The organism is Photobacterium indicum (assembly GCF_003026215.1).
Taxonomy (GTDB): Bacteria; Pseudomonadota; Gammaproteobacteria; order Enterobacterales; family Vibrionaceae; genus Photobacterium; species Photobacterium indicum.
In genome coordinates, this window is record NZ_PYOC01000011.1 from 35,781 (window position 1) to 54,404 (window position 18,624).

The 18,624-nt window shown below is 44.6% G+C and carries 16 protein-coding genes; 10 read left to right on the plus strand and 6 right to left on the minus strand.

From position 1 onward, the window contains the following. Window positions 1–56 precede the first annotated feature (56 nt). Both C9J47_RS21450 and C9J47_RS21455 read left to right on the plus strand, forming a co-directional pair. Window positions 57–2,129 (plus strand): LruC domain-containing protein, encoded by a 2,073-nt coding sequence (locus C9J47_RS21450; protein ID WP_107255332.1) that lies wholly within the window; start codon window positions 57–59, stop codon window positions 2,127–2,129. 9 nt (window positions 2,130–2,138) lie between these two features. Continuing rightward, window positions 2,139–2,642 (plus strand): hypothetical protein, encoded by a 504-nt coding sequence (locus C9J47_RS21455; protein WP_107255333.1) that lies wholly within the window; start codon window positions 2,139–2,141, stop codon window positions 2,640–2,642. A 90-nt stretch (window positions 2,643–2,732) separates the two neighbouring features. On the opposite strand, the gene lpdA is transcribed toward C9J47_RS21455, so the two are convergent. The 5 genes from lpdA to ampD form a co-directional block, all read right to left on the minus strand. Then, window positions 2,733–4,160: a dihydrolipoyl dehydrogenase gene (lpdA, locus tag C9J47_RS21460; protein WP_107255334.1), complete on the minus strand. Its 1,428-nt coding sequence runs from the start codon at window positions 4,158–4,160 to the stop codon at window positions 2,733–2,735. 247 nt (window positions 4,161–4,407) lie between these two features. Continuing rightward, window positions 4,408–6,285: a pyruvate dehydrogenase complex dihydrolipoyllysine-residue acetyltransferase gene (gene aceF, locus C9J47_RS21465; protein WP_107255335.1), complete on the minus strand. Its 1,878-nt coding sequence runs from the start codon at window positions 6,283–6,285 to the stop codon at window positions 4,408–4,410. A gap of 13 nt (window positions 6,286–6,298) precedes the next feature. After that, window positions 6,299–8,965: a pyruvate dehydrogenase (acetyl-transferring), homodimeric type gene (gene aceE / locus C9J47_RS21470; RefSeq protein ID WP_107255336.1), complete on the minus strand. Its 2,667-nt coding sequence runs from the start codon at window positions 8,963–8,965 to the stop codon at window positions 6,299–6,301. 80 nt (window positions 8,966–9,045) lie between these two features. After that, a complete protein-coding gene (gene pdhR / locus C9J47_RS21475; protein ID WP_107243749.1) occupies window positions 9,046–9,819 on the minus strand; it encodes a pyruvate dehydrogenase complex transcriptional repressor PdhR in 774 nt (257 codons plus the stop codon). A gap of 331 nt (window positions 9,820–10,150) precedes the next feature. Continuing rightward, on the minus strand, window positions 10,151–10,711 hold the full coding sequence (ampD, locus tag C9J47_RS21480) for a 1,6-anhydro-N-acetylmuramyl-L-alanine amidase AmpD (RefSeq protein ID WP_107255337.1): 561 nt from the start codon (window positions 10,709–10,711) through the stop codon (window positions 10,151–10,153). 209 nt (window positions 10,712–10,920) lie between these two features. Here ampD and nadC point away from each other — a divergent pair, with 209 nt between their 5' ends. The 8 genes from nadC to yacG all read left to right on the plus strand — a co-directional run bounded on the left by nadC (window position 10,921) and on the right by yacG (window position 18,173). Beyond that, complete coding sequence (nadC, locus tag C9J47_RS21485) at window positions 10,921–11,808, plus strand: carboxylating nicotinate-nucleotide diphosphorylase (RefSeq protein WP_107255413.1); 888 nt, start codon at window positions 10,921–10,923, stop codon at window positions 11,806–11,808. Window positions 11,809–12,153: 345 nt separating this feature from the next. Further along, complete coding sequence (locus tag C9J47_RS21490) at window positions 12,154–12,555, plus strand: pilin (RefSeq protein ID WP_107255338.1); 402 nt, start codon at window positions 12,154–12,156, stop codon at window positions 12,553–12,555. 3 nt (window positions 12,556–12,558) lie between these two features. Continuing rightward, entirely contained in the window at window positions 12,559–14,244 is a 1,686-nt protein-coding gene (pilB, locus tag C9J47_RS21495) for a type IV-A pilus assembly ATPase PilB (protein ID WP_107255339.1), read from the plus strand. 40 nt (window positions 14,245–14,284) lie between these two features. After that, a complete protein-coding gene (locus C9J47_RS21500) occupies window positions 14,285–15,505 on the plus strand; it encodes a type II secretion system F family protein (protein WP_107255340.1) in 1,221 nt (406 codons plus the stop codon). Window positions 15,506–15,652: 147 nt separating this feature from the next. Further along, a complete protein-coding gene (locus tag C9J47_RS21505) occupies window positions 15,653–16,552 on the plus strand; it encodes a prepilin peptidase (protein ID WP_107255341.1) in 900 nt (299 codons plus the stop codon). Between the two features lie 2 nt (window positions 16,553–16,554). Then, window positions 16,555–17,157: a dephospho-CoA kinase gene (gene coaE / locus C9J47_RS21510; RefSeq protein ID WP_107255342.1), complete on the plus strand. Its 603-nt coding sequence runs from the start codon at window positions 16,555–16,557 to the stop codon at window positions 17,155–17,157. 54 nt (window positions 17,158–17,211) lie between these two features. Beyond that, the gene (gene zapD, locus C9J47_RS21515) at window positions 17,212–17,949 is read left to right on the plus strand and encodes a cell division protein ZapD (RefSeq protein ID WP_107255343.1); all 738 of its coding nucleotides are present in this window, start codon (window positions 17,212–17,214) and stop codon (window positions 17,947–17,949) included. Window positions 17,950–17,957: 8 nt separating this feature from the next. Further along, complete coding sequence (gene yacG, locus C9J47_RS21520) at window positions 17,958–18,173, plus strand: DNA gyrase inhibitor YacG (RefSeq protein WP_107255344.1); 216 nt, start codon at window positions 17,958–17,960, stop codon at window positions 18,171–18,173. Window positions 18,174–18,219: 46 nt separating this feature from the next. On the opposite strand, the gene mutT is transcribed toward yacG, so the two are convergent. Continuing rightward, the gene (gene mutT / locus C9J47_RS21525) at window positions 18,220–18,621 is read right to left on the minus strand and encodes an 8-oxo-dGTP diphosphatase MutT (protein ID WP_107255345.1); all 402 of its coding nucleotides are present in this window, start codon (window positions 18,619–18,621) and stop codon (window positions 18,220–18,222) included. Between the last annotated feature and the right edge of the window lie 3 nt (window positions 18,622–18,624).

Genomic DNA, 18,624 nt, shown 5'->3' on the forward strand with positions numbered 1-18,624 from the left:
ATAATCAACAATCTGGCACTATTTTTGATTCATCTCCCTCAACAGGGAGAAATGTAATGGATAAACGATTCTTAGCTACTTTATTACCAGCAGCAATGATGACCAGCAATGTGGATGCTGCAGCATTTGATACATGCCCGTATACCTCCTTTTTACTGCAAAATGCACAAACCAAAGTATACGGTGTCAATCTCTCAACAGGTGCTTACCAAACTTTACAAACCAATGTGGGTATGAACGGTAACCTTAACGCAGCCGGTTTTAATGAAACCGATAACTACATTTATGCATACAACACGACCTCCAATCAGGTGGTGAAAGTCAGCAGCGATTTTACGGCAGTTGCCCTACCCGTAACCAATCTTTTATCGTCAAATTTCTTCGTCGGTGATGTACACAACAACATCTATTACCTTTACCGTTATGGTAAGGGGTTATACAAAATACAACTCGACAGCACCCAAGCCAACCACCTCAATTTAGTGAAAGTCACAGGCAGTAATACAAAGATGCGCCTGACTGATTTTGCCTTTCATCCTGCTGATGGCAACATTTATGCTATCGATAATAAATACGGCTACCTATATCGTATCGATCCCACGACAGGCAATAAAACGACCTTGGGGAATGCCGGTGTGACAGGCACCTTTGGGGCCGCCTATTTTGAAGCCAGTGGTCAGTTTTATTTTAGCCGCAACCAAGATGGTAATATCTATACCATTGATATTTCGGCTCCTAACAATATTATTCCTATTGCTACCCTCTTTGCTAAAGGTCCTAACTCTGGGCTCAATGATGGGGTGCGTTGTGCTTCCGCCCCTGCTGCCGTTACAGAAGTCGATCTAGGTGATGCGCCGAATAGCTATCTCACAGCTATCGCGGATAATGGTCCTCGTCATGACCTCACCACCGCAACAACACTCTATTTAGGTACCGTTGCTGGTGATGCCGAATTAATCGCCACCGAAAGTGATGATAGTACCGGCGCTGATGATGAGGATGGTGTGATATTTACCTCATTAGAAAATGGGGAAACTTCGCTTATATCTGTGACCGCCAATGATACTGGTTACCTCAACGCATGGGTCGATTGGAACCAAGATGGAGACTTCCTCGATAACAATGAAAAAGTATTCGATAGCAAGTTATTGAATGCGGGGATGACCTCATTGCTTCTCAATGTGCCAGATTTCGTGAGCGAAGGGCAAACCTGGGCACGATTCCGCTTTAGCAGCCTCGCCAGCCTGCCACACTATGGCGGTGCACCCGATGGTGAAGTCGAAGATTATGCTATCACCCTCGAAAATAGCCAATTAAGTACTTATAACTACGGTCCTTTCACCGCAGCATTTGAAGACAGCTGGCCGATAGAGGGCGACTTTGATCTGAATGATGTCGTGATGCGCTACAGTGTTGAAGTCAAAGCCGATACCAATTATAACGTCAGCCAAATTACCTTTACTGGCACCCTACAGGCAATGGGGGCAGATTACTTCAATGGCTTCGCAATTCATTTACCAGAACTGGCACGCAATGTGGTCAATGAAGCCGATATACTATTCATCAAAAATGGAGAACTAAGCACAGATACCGCATTAGAAGCGGGTCAAAGTAATGTGGTGCTCGTGATCTCAGAAGACTTACGCGCAGATACTGCCTCGACCTGTCGCTTTTTCCGCACCCAAGAAAGCTGTCAGGAAATAGAACGCTTTACCTTCTCACTCACTGTTCCACTTCTGGCCAATACCAAACTATGGACATTACCCGCCCCACCGTATGACCCATTCATTTTTGGAACGCCAGAAAAATACCACGGAGATGCTGCTGTTACAGGGCGGGCATTGGAAATCCACCTTGACGATTACGAGCCAACTGACTTAGGCGTGGCAAGTATCAACCTGATGACTACCCAAGATGACAATAGTGATTTAGGTGCAGGTAGTGTTTACAGAACCCAAAATGGCTTGCCATGGGGCTTCATTATTACCGAAAGCTGGGTACACCCGAAAGAAAGAATCGATATGCTCAATGCCTACCCAAGCTTCTTCAGTTACGCAACACAAGGTAGCAACGTGGATTGGTACGCCGGGACCAAACGCATCAGCACCCACTTATATGGCTTGGAATAGGGAGTCACCATGAATAGATTACAACTTACCGCCAGTATTAGTATGCTTGTCTTTGGCTTGACTGCCTGTGGTGGTGGTGGCGGCGGAGAGGGTGATAGTGCCAATAATACCGCCGTCGAAACACCCAACAAGGAAACCGTTGCCACTATACCCACCACGCCAGCCCCCGTTGTAGCCGAGAAAACAATGCAGGATATTGTTGTTGATAAGAATTATGACTTCTCCACAAGCTATACGCTACCAACCAATATTGATATATCTCAGCATACTGATAAACGGGCTTACATTGGTTTTTACACTGACTGGTCTATCAACGCAGCTGGCGATAACATGCCTAACCCAGCCTCACAACTCGTGCTGCAAACAACCGATAACGGTGTATTTAATAACAACCTTCAAATTGGAAAGCATCAAACTCAGCTATTACTTGTCGTACTGTTTACTGAATCGCAATTATCAACCATCACTAAGCTATACGACATTACACCAGAGCAAACGCTAAATTATCCATAAAACAGCGTCGTAAAAAGCCATCGATATACAAACTGTAGACATAAAAAAGGCGCCTTATCGGCGCCTTTTTAGCAAATTAATGGAAGAGAATTACTTCTTCTTTTTCTTTGCTTTTGCGTTTGGTAAGTCAGTGATACTACCTTCGTAGATCTCAGCAGCCATACCAATTGATTCATGCAATGTTGGGTGTGCGTGTACAGTTAACGCGATGTCTTCTGCGTCACAACCCATCTCGATCGCTAGACCGATTTCACCAAGAAGCTCACCCGCATTTGTACCAACGATAGCACCACCGATAACACGGTTAGTATCTTTATCGAAGATAAGCTTAGTCATACCGTCAGCACAATCAGATGCGATTGCACGGCCTGACGCAGCCCAAGGGAAGCTTGCAGTTTCGAAGTTAAGGCCTTCAGCTTTAGCTTCACGTTCTGTTTTACCAACCCACGCAACTTCTGGTTCCGTGTAGGCAATTGAAGGAATCACTTTAGGATCAAAGTAGTGCTTCTTACCAGAGATAACTTCAGCAGCAACGTGACCTTCATGCACACCTTTGTGAGCAAGCATAGGTTGACCTACGATATCACCAATTGCGTGAATATGAGGTACGTTAGTACGCATCTGCTTATCAACGTGAATGAAACCACGCTCATCGACTTCAATACCAGCAACGCCAGCATCAAATAGTTGACCGTTTGGAACACGACCAATAGCAACCAATACTGCATCGTAACGGATAGGCTCAGCAGGTGCTTTTTTGCCTTCCATTGATACATAAATACCGTCTTCTTTCGCTTCAACCGCTGTCACTTTCGTTTCTAGCATTAGGTTGAACTTGTTCTTTATACGCTTGGTATAAACTTTAACGATATCTTTATCTGCTGCTGGGATCACTTGATCAAACATTTCAACAACGTCGATCTTAGAACCTAGTGCGTGGTAAACCGTACCCATTTCTAGGCCGATAATACCGCCGCCCATAACAAGCAGTTTTTCAGGTACTTCATTCAGTTCTAACGCATCTGTAGAGTCCCAGATACGTGGATCTTCATGAGGGATAAACGGCAATTTAATTGGACGAGAACCCGCCGCAATAATTGCGTTATCAAAGTTGATAGTTGTCGTTTCTTCGCCTTCAACAACGATGCTGTTAGGGCCAGTAAACTTACCGAAACCGTTAACAACCGTAACTTTACGCATCTTAGCCATTCCGCCAAGACCGCCAGTTAACTGGTTAACAACCTTTTCTTTCCAAAGACGGATCTTAGAGATATCAGTCTGTGGTTCGCCAAAAACGATACCGTGGTCGGCCATCGCTTTCGCTTCTTCAATAACTTTAGCTACGTGAAGTAGCGCTTTAGATGGGATACAACCCACGTTCAAGCAAACACCACCAAGGGTGCTGTAACGTTCGATGAGTACTGTTTCCAGACCCAAGTCAGCACAACGGAAAGCTGCGGAGTAACCGGCAGGACCGGCACCAAGTACCACGACCTGGGCTTTGATTTCTTTGCTCATCTTGACCTCGTTATAGTCATTTATCCCTGACAGGCTAAAATAAAGATTCGATTTTATTGTTTTTCGACCTTAACACTTTACAGATGTGTTAACAGAGTGAAAAATAAAATCGTGTAGCCTGTGAGCTAGACAACAATTCCGGCATCAGATTTTTGCACTGATGCCGAAATTTAGCAGTAATAACCTTACTGTTCTGATTTTTATCTAAACAGCGATTTATATATCAAATAAATATCGGCAGTACGAATTACAGTACTAAGCGACGAATATCAGATAGGCAACCGTTTAGGTAAGTAATGAAACGTGCACCTTCAGCACCATCGACCACACGGTGATCGTAAGATAGTGATAGAGGAAGCATTAGGCGAGGTTCGAAATCCTTGCCATTCCATACAGGTTTCATTTCAGACTTAGATACACCTAAGATACCCACTTCTGGTGCGTTCACGATTGGTGTGAATGCAGTACCACCTAAGCCACCAAGGCTAGAGATAGTGAAACAGCCGCCTTGCATATCAGATGCAGTTAGCTTACCAGAACGTGCTTTCTTAGAAATAGCCATTAGCTCTTCAGATAGCTCGTAGATACCTTTCTTGTTCACATCTTTAAAGACAGGAACAACTAAACCGTTAGGTGTATCAACAGCGATACCCACGTTCACGTACTTCTTCAGGATAAGGCTTGCACCGTCTTCTGAAAGAGATGAGTTGAAAGATGGGAATGCTTCAAGTGCTTTCGCAACAGCTTTCATGATGAACACAAGTGGAGTGATCTTCATGCCAGTATCTTTCTTCGCTTCAATTGCATTCTGCTCTTTACGGAATGCTTCTAGAGCCGTGATGTCTGCGTTGTCCCACTGTGTAACATGAGGGATCATTACCCAGTTACGGTGCAGGTTAGCGCCAGAAATCTTCTTGATGCGAGATAGAGGCTTCGTTTCAATCTCACCAAACTTGCTGAAATCAACTTTCGGCCAAGGTAAAAGACCCAGTGCAGAACCGTCGCCACCTTTCGCTGATGCAGCTGCACCAGATTCAAGACGCTTAAGTGCATCTTTCACGTAGTTTTGTACGTCTTCTTTCTGGATACGGCTCTTACGACCAGTACCTTTAACTTTAGAAAGGTTAACACCAAACTCACGAGCAAGACGACGAACAACCGGAGATGCATGCGCATATTCGTTGTTTTCTTGGAAGTCGCCAGTTGTCGCTGGAGCTGCTGCTTGTGCAGGCTTAGCTGCAGGAGCAGATGCTGCCGCTACTGGAGCTGCCGCTTGAGCAACTGGTGCAGGTGCTGCGCCAGCTACTTCGAAGACCATGATCAAAGAGCCCGTAGACACTTTATCACCAGCAACGATTTTGATTTCTTTTACAGTACCAGCAAACGGTGCAGGCACTTCCATTGAAGCCTTGTCACCTTCTACAGTAATAAGAGATTGCTCTTCTTCTACTGTATCGCCAACAGCAACCATGATTTCAGTAACTTCTACTTCATCACCGCCGATATCAGGCACGTTTACTTCTTTAGCAGCAGAGGCTGCTGGTGCCGCGACAGGCGCCGCCGCTTGAGCAACAGGTGCTGCAGGTGCAGAGCCCGCAACTTCAAAGATCATCACTAAAGAGCCAGTTGATACTTTATCGCCAGCTGCAATTTTGATTTCTTTTAGAACACCAGCAAACGGTGCTGGTACTTCCATTGATGCTTTGTCGCCTTCAACAGTAAGAAGAGATTGCTCTTCTTCGATGCTGTCGCCGATAGCAACCATGATTTCAGTAACTTCTACTTCGTCACCGCCGATATCTGGAACATGCACTTCTTTTAGCTCAGCCGCCGCAGGAGCTGCAGCAACAGGTGCCGCCGCTTCAACTGCAGGTGCTGGCGCAGCTGCTGCGCCTTCTGCTTCAAAGATCATGATTAAAGAACCAGTAGAAACCGTGTCGCCTTCAGCGATTTTGATTTCTTTAACGATACCCGCTTGAGAAGCTGGTACTTCCATAGAGGCTTTGTCACCTTCTACAGTGATCAGAGATTGCTCTTCTTCAACCTTGTCGCCAACGCTAACAAGAATCTCAGTTACTTCAACCTCGTCTGCACCAATGTCAGGTACATTAATTTCGATTGCCATGTTTAATTGCCTCTTACGCGTATAGCGGGTTCGTCTTGTCTGCATCGATGTCGAATTTAGCGATTGCTTGTGCAACAACAGATTTTTCGATATCACCACGTTTTGCCAGTTCAGTTAGTGCTGCAACTACAACGTAGCCCGCGTTAACTTCGAAGTGACGACGTAGGTTCTCACGGCTATCAGAACGACCGAAACCATCAGTACCAAGAACTTTGAAAGACTCAGACGGCATAAATGCACGTACTTGCTCTGCGTAGTTCTTCATGTAATCCGTCGCAGCGATTGCTGGTTCAGTACCCATTGCAGTTGTGATGTAAGGTACTTTTTGCTCAGCTTCTGGGTGTAGCATGTTGAAACGCTCAACATCTTGACCATCACGTGTAAGTTCATTGAATGAAGTTACAGAGTAAATATCAGATGCTACACCGTAGTCGTCGCTTAGGGTTTGAGCGGCTTTACGTACTTCGTTCATGATAGTACCAGAGCTCATCAACTGAACTTTAGCCTTTGAACCTGCGTAAGATTCTAGCTTGTAGATACCTTTACGAATGCCTTCTTCAGCGCCTTCTGGCATTGCTGGCATTGCGTAATTTTCGTTCATTACCGTTAGGTAGTAGTAAATGTTCTCTTGGTTCTCACCGTACATGCGACGGATACCGTCTTGCATGATAACCGCAACTTCGTAAGCAAACGTTGGGTCGTAAGAGATACAGTTTGGAATTGTGTTCGCTAGAACATGAGAGTGACCATCTTCATGTTGTAAGCCTTCACCATTCAGCGTTGTACGACCAGCAGTAGCACCTAGTAGGAAACCACGTGCTTGTTGGTCACCTGCTAGCCATGCCATGTCGCCAACACGTTGGAAACCGAACATTGAGTAGTAGATGTAGAATGGGATCATTGGTAGATCGTTGGTGCTGTAAGACGTTGCCGCAGCAACCCAAGATGCCATTGAGCCAAGCTCATTGATACCTTCTTGCAGAACCTGACCAGATGTCGCTTCTTTGTAGTAAGAAACTACACCGCGGTCTTCAGGCGTGTATTCTTGACCATGTGGGTTGTAGATACCAACCTGACGGAACAGACCTTCCATGCCGAATGTACGTGCTTCATCACAGATGATTGGTACGATATTCTTACCGATACTTTTATCTTTCAGTAAGATATTTAGCGTACGTACGTAAGCCATAGTCGTAGAGATATCACGCTTCTGCTCACCCAGTAGAGGTGCGAATTCCTCTAATCCTGGTACCTTAAATTCTTGTGTGAACTTAGGCAGACGCTTAGGCGTGTAACCGTGCAGTGCGTTACGGCGAGCGTGCAGGTAGTTGTACTCTGCAGAGCCTTCTTCCAGTTTTAGATATGGAAGAGACTTCATATCTTCGTCAGAAACGATGTCTTGTAGGCCAAGGCGATCGCGTAGGTGTTGAACATGTGTCATGTCCATTTTCTTAACACCGTGCGCAATGTTCTTACCTTCAGCCGCTTCACCCATGCCGTAACCTTTTACAGTTTTAGCAAGAATTACTGTAGGACGGCCTTCAGTTTCTTTTGCATTGTTGAACGCAGCAAACAGCTTAGAAGACTCGTGACCGCCACGCTTAAGTGCGAAGATTTGATCATCAGTCATGTCTGCAACTAGTGCAGCTGTTTCTGGGTACTTACCAAAGAAGTGTTCACGTACGTAAGCACCGTCTTTAGATTTGAATGTTTGGTAGTCACCATCGATAGTTTCGTTCATTAGCTGAAGAAGCTTACCAGTAGTGTCTTTTGCTAGTAGTGAATCCCAGTTGTTACCCCAGATCACTTTAACAACATTCCAGCCAGCGCCTTTAAACAGACCTTCTAGCTCTTGAATGATGCTACCGTTACCCATAACAGGGCCGTCTAGGCGCTGTAGGTTACAGTTGATTAGGAAACATAGGTTATCTAGCTTTTCACGTGCAGCGAATGAAATCGCACCACGTGATTCTGGCTCATCCATCTCACCATCGCCCAAGAACGCGTAAACACGTTGAGCTGATGTATCTTTAAGACCACGGCCTGACAAGTACTTAAGGAAACGTGCTTGATAGATAGCAGAGATAGGACCAAGACCCATAGAAACTGTTGGGAACTGCCAGAATTCAGGCATCAGTTTAGGGTGTGGGTATGAAGGAATACCTTTACCATCAACTTCTTGACGGAAGTTATCTAACTGTTCTTCAGTTAAACGGCCTTCAACAAACGCACGAGAATAGATACCCGGAGAGATGTGACCTTGGTAATACACCAAATCGCCGCCATCAACTTCGTTTGGTGCACGGAAGAAGTGGTTGAAACATACTTCGTAGAATGCAGAAGCAGACTGGTAAGAAGCCATGTGGCCACCTAGGTCTAAATCTTTCTTAGAAGCACGTAGTACGATCATGATTGCGTTCCAACGGATAATGGAACGAATACGGCGCTCAAGAGTAGTATCACCAGGATACGCAGGCTCTTGTGCTGCTGGAATCGTATTAATGTAGTTGGTAGTCATACCTGTTGGCATATCTACACCGTCTAAACGTGCTTTATCCAGAACTTGTTCAAGTAAGTACTGTGCGCGTTCTACACCTTCTTCACGGACTACTGATTCTAGAGCTTCTAGCCACTCTTGAGTCTCAAGTACGTCAACGTCATTTTTCATGACTTCAGACATGCAATCTTCCTTTCGTTGATAATCTACAAAACTTACAATGTCGCGACTGTTTAATACCTTACGTTATATTTATGAAGGTATTAATCCAGCCCGTCCTTGCGCTGTTGAATTCGACGAAGAGAGCGTTCACGCCTGCTATCTTCACGCGATAATTCCAACAATGTTTCCTCAATGAAAGCCAAATGTGCATGGGACGCTTCGCGGGCCTTTTCAGGTTGTCCGGAAACAATCGCTTGCACAATATCGGCTCGATGCTTTCTCACTTTCCCCACTACGCTTTCGCGGCGGTTCAATAGTTCAAAGTTTTGTAATACGTTTTGCTCAAGCAAAGGGGCAAGGCTACGAATGATATGAAGCAGTACGACGTTATGCGCGGATTCTGTTACCGCGATCAAATACTGCATTACAGCTGATGCTTCAGCTTTTAAATCACCTTGTTGCTGAGCTTCCTCTATCCGTGTATGACAATCACGAATACGAGTAAAATCTTCTTCTGTGCCGCGTAACGCTGCGTAATAGGCAGCTAAGCCTTCAAGGGCATGACGAGACTCAAGTAAATCTAATTGTGTTTCAGGGTGCGAGGCTAATAATTCCAACAAAGGCTCAGAAAAACTCTCCCAGAGCTTATCTGTAACAAATGTTCCCCCACCCTGACGACGTGTTAGCAAATTTTTTGCTTCAAGCCGTTGAATAGCTTCTCGTACCGAAGGGCGTGAAACATCGAATTGCTTTGCTAGCTCACGCTCTGGAGGCAATTGTTGACCAGAAGACAGAATGCCTTCCAAAATCCAACGTTCCAGTTCTTGCTCAATAGCATCAGAGAGCTTAGGTTGGCGAATTCGTTTATAAGTCATTTATCGTTATGCTTCTTATACTTATATCGTTTCAGGCAAATCCACTCTTAAATTAAGCGTGGGCAATTGGTCTTACCAATTTATTAACTGGACGAAATTCTACAGAAATAATTATAGATGTCTAGCCGCGACTTGATGGAAATCATAGAAGCAGGGTGGATTTAACAAAAATGTCAAATTATGAAAACTTGTTAAAACAATACGAACCATAGGTGGCAACAGGAGCTAGCGCTAGTTTGAGCAAGAAAACAAGCAATGGTCTGACCAATCAACTTGATTGTTACAGCGTATTACTTAACGCCAAATTTTCTGACTCAATACTGATTATGATTTATCCATTAACACGCAATGTTGCTTTAAATGCATGCCAATCAAACGCTAAACCGGGATCTGTTTTACGCCCAGGCGCAATAAATTCATGCCCAGTAATACGGGAAGAATCGATATATGGATAATGTGTCATAATAACCCGAGATAACTCAGTCAGTGTTGCATACTGAGCTTGGGTATAAGGGAGGGTGTCCGTTCCTTCCAGTTCTATACCAATAGAATAATCATTACATTTGTCGCGCTTGGCAAATTGTGACACTCCAGCATGCCATGCCCGACAATCAAACGGTACAAATTGAATGATATCGCCATTCCGCCTAATTAAACAGTGAGCAGACACACGAAACCCTGAAATTACCCCAAAATAGGGATGTTCGTTCGGATTCAGCTTCCCCGTAAACAATTGTTCGATATACGGCCCACCAAACTCTCCTGGTGGCAAACTAATGTTGTGTACCACCAGCAAAGACACATCTTGCGCATCGGGGCGCTGATCAAAAAATGGTGACGGTACATGTTTTACCCCATCGAGCCAATGCTCACTGTTAACCGCTAATTTCATATTATTCAGATAAAATAGAGAGGACTTATGTTTAGTCTCGCTGATCTTAGCGGTTAGATCTATCTTCCTTGTTATTTGATCATAAGAAACCCGACCCTCTGATCTCGCATCTTATTCACGCTCAAGGTATGATCCAGCTTATAAAGCTCTGAGAAGTCATTCTCCTGTTCATTAGCACTCAACCTATTTGCGGATACGTCATGACAACAATGGAAAGAAAGCACGACAGCGAATCGCGCTTACACTATTTAAAGCAGCAACTTCCCCTAGAAATCACGCGCGCAGTCGCTGATAGCCTACGCGAAGATCTGGGTGGCGAAATCGATGCGTCATTAGACATTACCGCAACTTTGATCCCCGCTGACAGCCAAGGTGTTGCGACGATCATCACCCGCGAACATGGCGTATTTTGTGGGCAAATGTGGGCAGAAGAAGTCTTTAAGCAATTAGGTGGCGAAGTGGCTATCGAATGGCACGTACAAGACGGAGATGCGGTAGAGCCGAATCAAACCTTATGTACGTTAAGCGGACCATCACGCGCGCTTCTAACTGGCGAACGTAATGCGATGAACTTTATTCAAACGTTGTCAGGCTGTGCCACGACTGTCGCAGAATATGCCAAGCTACTTGAAGGCACGAATACTCGCCTGCTTGATACCCGTAAAACTATTCCAGGCCTGCGCAGTGCCCTGAAATATGCCGTGACTTGTGGTGGCGGTTATAACCACCGTATTGGTGTATTCGATGCTTACCTGATCAAAGAAAATCACATTATCGCCTGTGGTGGCATCACTCAAGCCATCAGCACTGCGAAGCGCTTGAACCCGGGAAAACCGGTTGAAGTTGAAACCGAAAGCCTTGCAGAGCTGCAACAGGCAATCGATGCGGGTGCCGACATTATCATGCTCGATAACTTCACCACCGACATGATGCGCGAAGCCGTTGCCCTAAATGCAGGTCGTGCGGCATTAGAAAACTCTGGTAACGTCACGCTAGAAACTATTCGTGAATACGCAGAAACAGGCGTCGATTATATTTCGGTTGGCGCGCTGACCAAGCACCTTAAGGCGATGGATTTGTCGATGCGATTTATCTAGGCGGTTTATCTAGCCGCTTTAAGTAACAACAGACCAAGCTGACCTGCAGCAATGTAAGCATTGCTGCGAATAAAATAGCAAGCGAGCACCTAGGTTAATTATCTAAACAGCTCGCTTTTTATTATCAAACATTCCCTTCTATAACTGATACTTAGAACACTAGCCTCTATTTCTTCTCTAAAGTTAAATTTGCCTCTAACCACCATATGCAACAGATGTAACCAGCATTGAATTAATTCAAACTGCGCCGCGTAACCTTTTCATTACTATTCAGCCACTTGAAGTCTACTCGTATTCTGAACCCACTTACATTTAATGCTTACGGGCAATATCAGGGAACGGAATATGAAGAAGATGCAAAAAGGTTTTACGCTAATTGAATTGATGATTGTGGTGGCGATTATTGGGGTGTTATCGGCAATAGCTATTCCTGCGTATCAAAACTATGTAAGCCGAAGTGAAGCGGCTTCAGGGTTAGCAACGGTAAAAGCATTAATAACACCTGCTGAATTATTTATACAGGAGAGTGGAAATCTACAAACAACAACAACTCTTGATAATATTGGTACAACAGGTGTAGCTAACTCACTAGGTGTAGTGACCATCTCAGCTGAAAATACACTTTTATTTACTTTTAATGGTACAAGCTCAATAAACGCAGAAACCTTCACTCTTGCTCGTGATGTCGATACTGGCTGGGCATGTGCAGCATCAGGAACCATGCCAGCTGTAGATGGCTGCTCATAATTAATGCAAACCAACCTCGCTTCAATCTTGCATCAGGCTGATTTAATCAGCTTGGTGCAAGAGCAAAACGTGGTCGATACCGTGCATGCAGAAGGCATTAACGTGCCTTCTGCGTTAACACGTTTGGGCATCTTCAGCGACAGTGAACTTGCCCGCCATATCGAACACATTTTTGCCATCGCGCTGATTGATATTCACCAGTACGATTACGTTGAATGCTGTAAAAAAGTCTACCAACGTGAATTGGTATTACGCCATCGGGCAATTCCACTGCAATTTAACGATACCAGCCTATTTCTGGGCATTAGCGACCCCACCAATCTCGATGCACAAGACGAATTTCGTTTTGCTACCGGTAAAAATGTTGAACTGCTGCTATTAGACAACAAACAGCTAGAAAGCGCCATTCGACGCATTTACGGCAGTGATGTGGGTGAAACCGAACACGCGCGCGATATCAGTAACCAAGATTTAGATAACTTGATTGATATTAGCGAGGGGGAAATTGACGACACTACAGATTTGAGCCGAGACAGCGCCCCCGTTACTCGCTATATCAACCAAATATTGTTGGAAGCTGTACGTAAAAAAGCCTCAGACATTCATTTTGAACCCTATGAAGAAAGCTACCGGATTCGTTTTCGCTGTGATGGCATTTTGCATCAACATGCGACCCCACCCTCGACGTTATCGCGCCGTTTATCGACCCGTTTAAAGGTTATGTCGAAGCTCAATATTGCCGAGCGCCGTAAACCCCAAGATGGTCGCATTAAGCTGAAATTAACCCCAACACTAGCGATTGATCTGCGAGTATCGTCGCTGCCGACATTATGGGGTGAAAAAGTAGTACTGCGGATTTTGGATAGCTCTGCCGCCAGTTTAGACATTGATATTCTGGGCTATAACGACAAACAAAAGCATGACTACCTTGCCGTATTAGAACAACCGCAAGGCATGATCTTAATGACCGGGCCAACCGGTAGTGGTAAAACCGTCTCACTGTATACCGGGCTGAAAATCTTAAATACCGAAGAACGTAATATTTCCACCGCAGAAGATCCAGTCGAGATCAACCTGCCAGGCATTAACCAAGTCCATATTAATACCCAAGTCGGGCTAAACTTTTCTGATGCGCTACGATCTTTTCTTCGCCAAGATCCAGATGTGGTAATGGTGGGTGAAATACGAGACATAGAAACCGCAGCAATTGCGGTGAAAGCCGCCCAAACCGGTCACTTGGTACTCTCGACGTTGCATACCAATTCTGCCGCTGAAACCATTACCCGCTTAACGAATATGGGGATTGAAGATTTTAACCTCGCGTCATCACTCAGCTTAATCATCGCCCAGCGTTTAGCACGCCGTTTATGCCCGTACTGCAAACAAATACACGATTTGGACGCCCTCACCAGAAACAAATTTGAAATACCAGCAGAGAGTCCAATTTATAAAGCCAGCGAACGGGGCTGTGATGATTGCAATAAAGGCTATATCGGGCGTGTAGGCATCTATGAAGTCATGCCATTTAGCCCTGAACTCGCCCAAGCACTCGTCGCGGGCGCATCGACCCTAGAGCTTGAACGTATTGCCTGCCAGCAAGGTATGCAGCGATTACAGCAATCTGGCATAGAAAAATTAATAGCGGGCACCACCAGCTTAATCGAACTACAGCGAATACTGCATTACTGATTATTGTTATTGCTCATTCATCCATGAAGTAGGATAAATCATGAATCCAGCCACTAAATTGCGTTATTACCATTGGCGCGGCTTAAACCAAGCAGGGCGTAAAGTCTCTGGCGTCATTATTGGCTATCAAGAACAAGAAGTTCGTAGCAAACTAACCGAACAAAAGATCCACATAAAAAAAATTAAACGACGTAAGCCTTCCACCTTCAGTAAACTCAAAAACCAAATGAAATCTGAAGATATCACGGAAACCACTCGTCAGTTAGCCACTATGATCGAATCGGGCGTACCCGTAGTTCAATCGTTAAAACTGATTTCGAATAGCCACCACAAAGCGGAAGTGCGGGCTACACTCACCCAAGTCACCACGCAAGTTGAAGCGGGGGCATCACTGTCTAAAGCCTTAAAAACCAGCTCACCGCTGTTTGATGATTTCTATTGTGATCTGGTGGCAACTGGTGAGCAAACCGGTCACCTTGCTGAGGTATTTTCGCGTATAGCCACTTACCGTGAAAAAGGCGAAATCATGCGAAAAAAGGTCATCAAAGCCATGATCTACCCTTCCATGGTCACCCTTACCGCATTAATCGTAACCGTGATGATGCTGGTATTTGTTATCCCTCAGTTTGCTAGCATATTCAGCAGTTTTGGCGCCGACTTGCCACTGTTTACCCAGCTAGTGATTAATGCCTCAGATTTTTTGATCGCTCATGGGCTTTACCTCGCCATCGCGCTTGTGTCGGTAATGTTCCTGTATTATTACAGCCATAAAAAATCGTATGCCTTTAGATTAAAAGTCGACAAATTGAGTTTACGCTTACCCATTTTAGGCAATGTTTTATTGAAAGCGACCATTGCACGGTTCGCACGTACCCTTGCCACCACCTTTACTGCCGGTATTCCCTTGCTCTCCGGTTTACAATCAGCAGGTAAAACTGCCGGTAACTTGTATATTGCCAATGCGGTGTATGAAGCTCACGCCAATACTGCGGCCGGTATGCCGTTATATCTCGCCCTACGCCAGTCTGGCGTTTTTCCTGAGCTGATGTTGCAGATGACAATGATCGGTGAAGAATCAGGCTCACTGGATGACATGCTCAATAAAATGGCACTGCTGTACGAGAATGATGTCGATAATACGGTTGATAACTTGGGTAAAATTCTCGAACCTTTAATCATCATTATTTTAGGCGGATTAATCGGCGGCTTATTAGTCGCGATGTACATGCCAATATTCAGCTTAATGAGTGTAATGGGTTAACGTTAGTGCTCATACTCCCTCTAAATTACCCAATCTTACGTATTTTCTGCAGGAGATCAGCGACTTTGCCTCCTATTGCTCACTCTGTGCTAAAAAACACGGTAAAATACATTTAGTCTCAATCCTTTATCAATATTCGGACCCGTAATGGAATTGTTTACATACTACCCTTGGTTATTTCCGGTTTTTGCTGCTATTTTTGGTTTGCTCATTGGTAGTTTTTTGAATGTGGTGATCCACCGCTTACCGATCATGATGGAGCATCAATGGAAAGCAGATTGCATTGAATGCTTTCCTGAATTTGATAAAGAAAACAAACAAGAGAAAGACAATAACCCCGCTGCAACTACGGCTGTTTTTAATCTAAGTGTGCCGCGCTCACGCTGCCCTCATTGCCAACACGCCATCACGATGTGGGAAAACATCCCAGTCATTAGTTGGTTAGTATTAAAAGGGAAATGCAGTGCCTGTGGCGTAAAAATCAGTGCTCGCTATCCAGCGATTGAATTACTGACCGCGGTAATGACCACCATTATTGCGCTCATGTTACCGCCATCATTATGGGCTATTGCGGTTATCTTTTTCAGTTTCGCCCTGATTGCCCTGACTTTTATTGATATCGATACCATGTTACTGCCCGACCAAATTACCCTGCCTTTGATGTGGGCTGGTATTGCGGCAGCCCTCGTGGGCTTGAGCCCGGTATCACTGCAAGATGCCATTATTGGTGCGATGGTGGGCTATCTGTCACTTTGGAGCCTATTTTGGTGCTTTAAACTGATAACGGGTAAAGAAGGCATGGGATACGGTGATTTTAAGCTGTTAGCCGCTCTGGGGGCTTGGCTTGGCTGGCACAGTTTACCTTTTGTGGTATTACTTTCTTCCTTGGTTGGCGCAGTCTGTGGCATTATCTTATTAAGAGTGCAACGTTCTGATTCACAAACACCTTTTTCATTTGGTCCTTACCTCGCGATGGCAGGCTGGATTAGCATTCTATGGGGTGATCAAGTTATTGATTGGTATCTCCATTCATATATAGGTATGTAATGATGACGATGGTTATTGGGCTTACTGGCGGTATTGGTAGCGGTAAAACAACGGTTGCCAACCTTTTTGGCGACTACGGCATTGATATTATTGATGCCGACATCATAGCCCGAGAGGTCGTTGAACCAAGCACGGTAGGGCTAAACGCAATTGTCGGCAAATTAGGCGCTGACATCCTGTTGACAGACGGCACGCTTGATCGCAGTAAGCTAAGAGACGCTATCTTTAACGAGCAGCAGCTAAAAGACTGGCTCAATGGTTTATTACACCCGTTGATTCGAGAAAAAATGCTCTCAAATATCAGCAAAGCAACATCGCCATATTGCTTATTGGTGGTTCCTTTAATGGTAGAGAATAACCTGCAAACGATGACTCATCGTTTATTAGTGGTTGATGTCGACGAGTCGGTACAAATTGATCGCACTCAAGCACGAGATAATGTGGCACCAGAACACGTAAAAAAAATCCTGATGGCACAAGCGTCTCGCCAAAATCGGAATGCAGCCGCTGATGACATTATTAGCAATAATGGCAATAGTGCAGAGCTTAAAAATAAAGTAGCCGAATTACATCAAAAATACATAAAAATGAGCCATCTTTATTAAAGAACTGCTTATTTATCAATAATACAGCTGTCAAAATTAAGTAGATGACAACATATGCAAACTAACAGATTTGAACACCCACTAAATGAGAAAGTACGTATTTACTTACGTCTTGAATATTTAATTCGGCAAATGACTCACGCGAGCCAATTGAGCGATCAATGGCAGCATCAAATCTTTTTCCGTGCTTTGTTTGATCTATTAGAAATTTTAGATCAAGTGCAACTCAAAACAGAGCTCGCAAAAGATCTTGAAAAACAGCGATGCAAACTAAAAAATTGGCTCAATATCGATGGGGTTGATCAAAGTGCCTTATTAGAGCTACTTGATAGTATGGATATGGCACATCATAAATTGATTGCATCCAACCGACTAGGTCAAGATTTACGAGATGATCGTTTCTTAAGTGGTATTAAACAGCGCTTTTCAATTCCAGGAGGCAGTTGTTGTTTTGATTTACCTACCTTGCATCATTGGCTACATTTGCCATTGGCGCATAAGCAGAATGACTTAAGTACTTGGCTATCACAGCTAACTGAAATGACTGATGCATTAAACTTATGGCTGCGCTTTACCCGTGAGTCGGGGCCGTTCCAGCCACAAATAGCGCGAGCAGGTTTCTTTCAACATATCGCAGAGGATGCCAGCCTATTACGATTACAAATTTGCCCTAGCTATGGTGTATACCCTATGATATCAGGACATCGTGGTCGTTTTGCTATTCGCTTCATTCCTTTTGAAGAGGGTGCAACGATTGCTGATACCATTGAATTTAAATTAGCTATTTGCTGAGGTTACCCGTGTCACAATCAAACACGCCAACAACACCCACTATTGTTAAATGCCCAACGTGCAAGAAAGAGGTGGAATGGGGAGAGCAAAGCCCTTACCGCCCTTTTTGTACCAAACGTTGTCAGTTGATTGATTTGGGTGAATGGGCAGAAGAAGAAAAGTCTATTCCGGGCGCACCTGATTTATCTGATTCAGATGGCTGGTCGGAAGACATGGGACATTAACCCCAGTGCCGAGAAGCGAGTTCCTAGAGACTAGGATCTCGCGACTTCAGCGAAGCTGAGCCAGCTTTGCCAATACCGCTTCATTCGCTTCAGGAAAACGGTAGTTAGCTAAATCGCACAGATTAACCCACTCACTAGGTTGCCCTTCTTTCCCGTACGCTTCACCGCTAAACGCCTTCACCAAAAAGAAATCAAACTTTAAGGCTTTATCTGGATAGTCATGATCCAATGCCATAAAATGTTCGATCTCGATAACGCGAATACCGACTTCTTCAAATAATTCACGTACGACCGCCTGCTCTGCGGTTTCATTGACTTCGACTTTACCACCCGCAAACTCCCAAAAACCACCTTGATGCGCCTTATCAGCACGACGAGTAATAAAAACCTGATCTCCTTGAGGGTTTAGAATGATCCCAGCAGAAATCCAAATTTGTTTCTTTTCCAAACT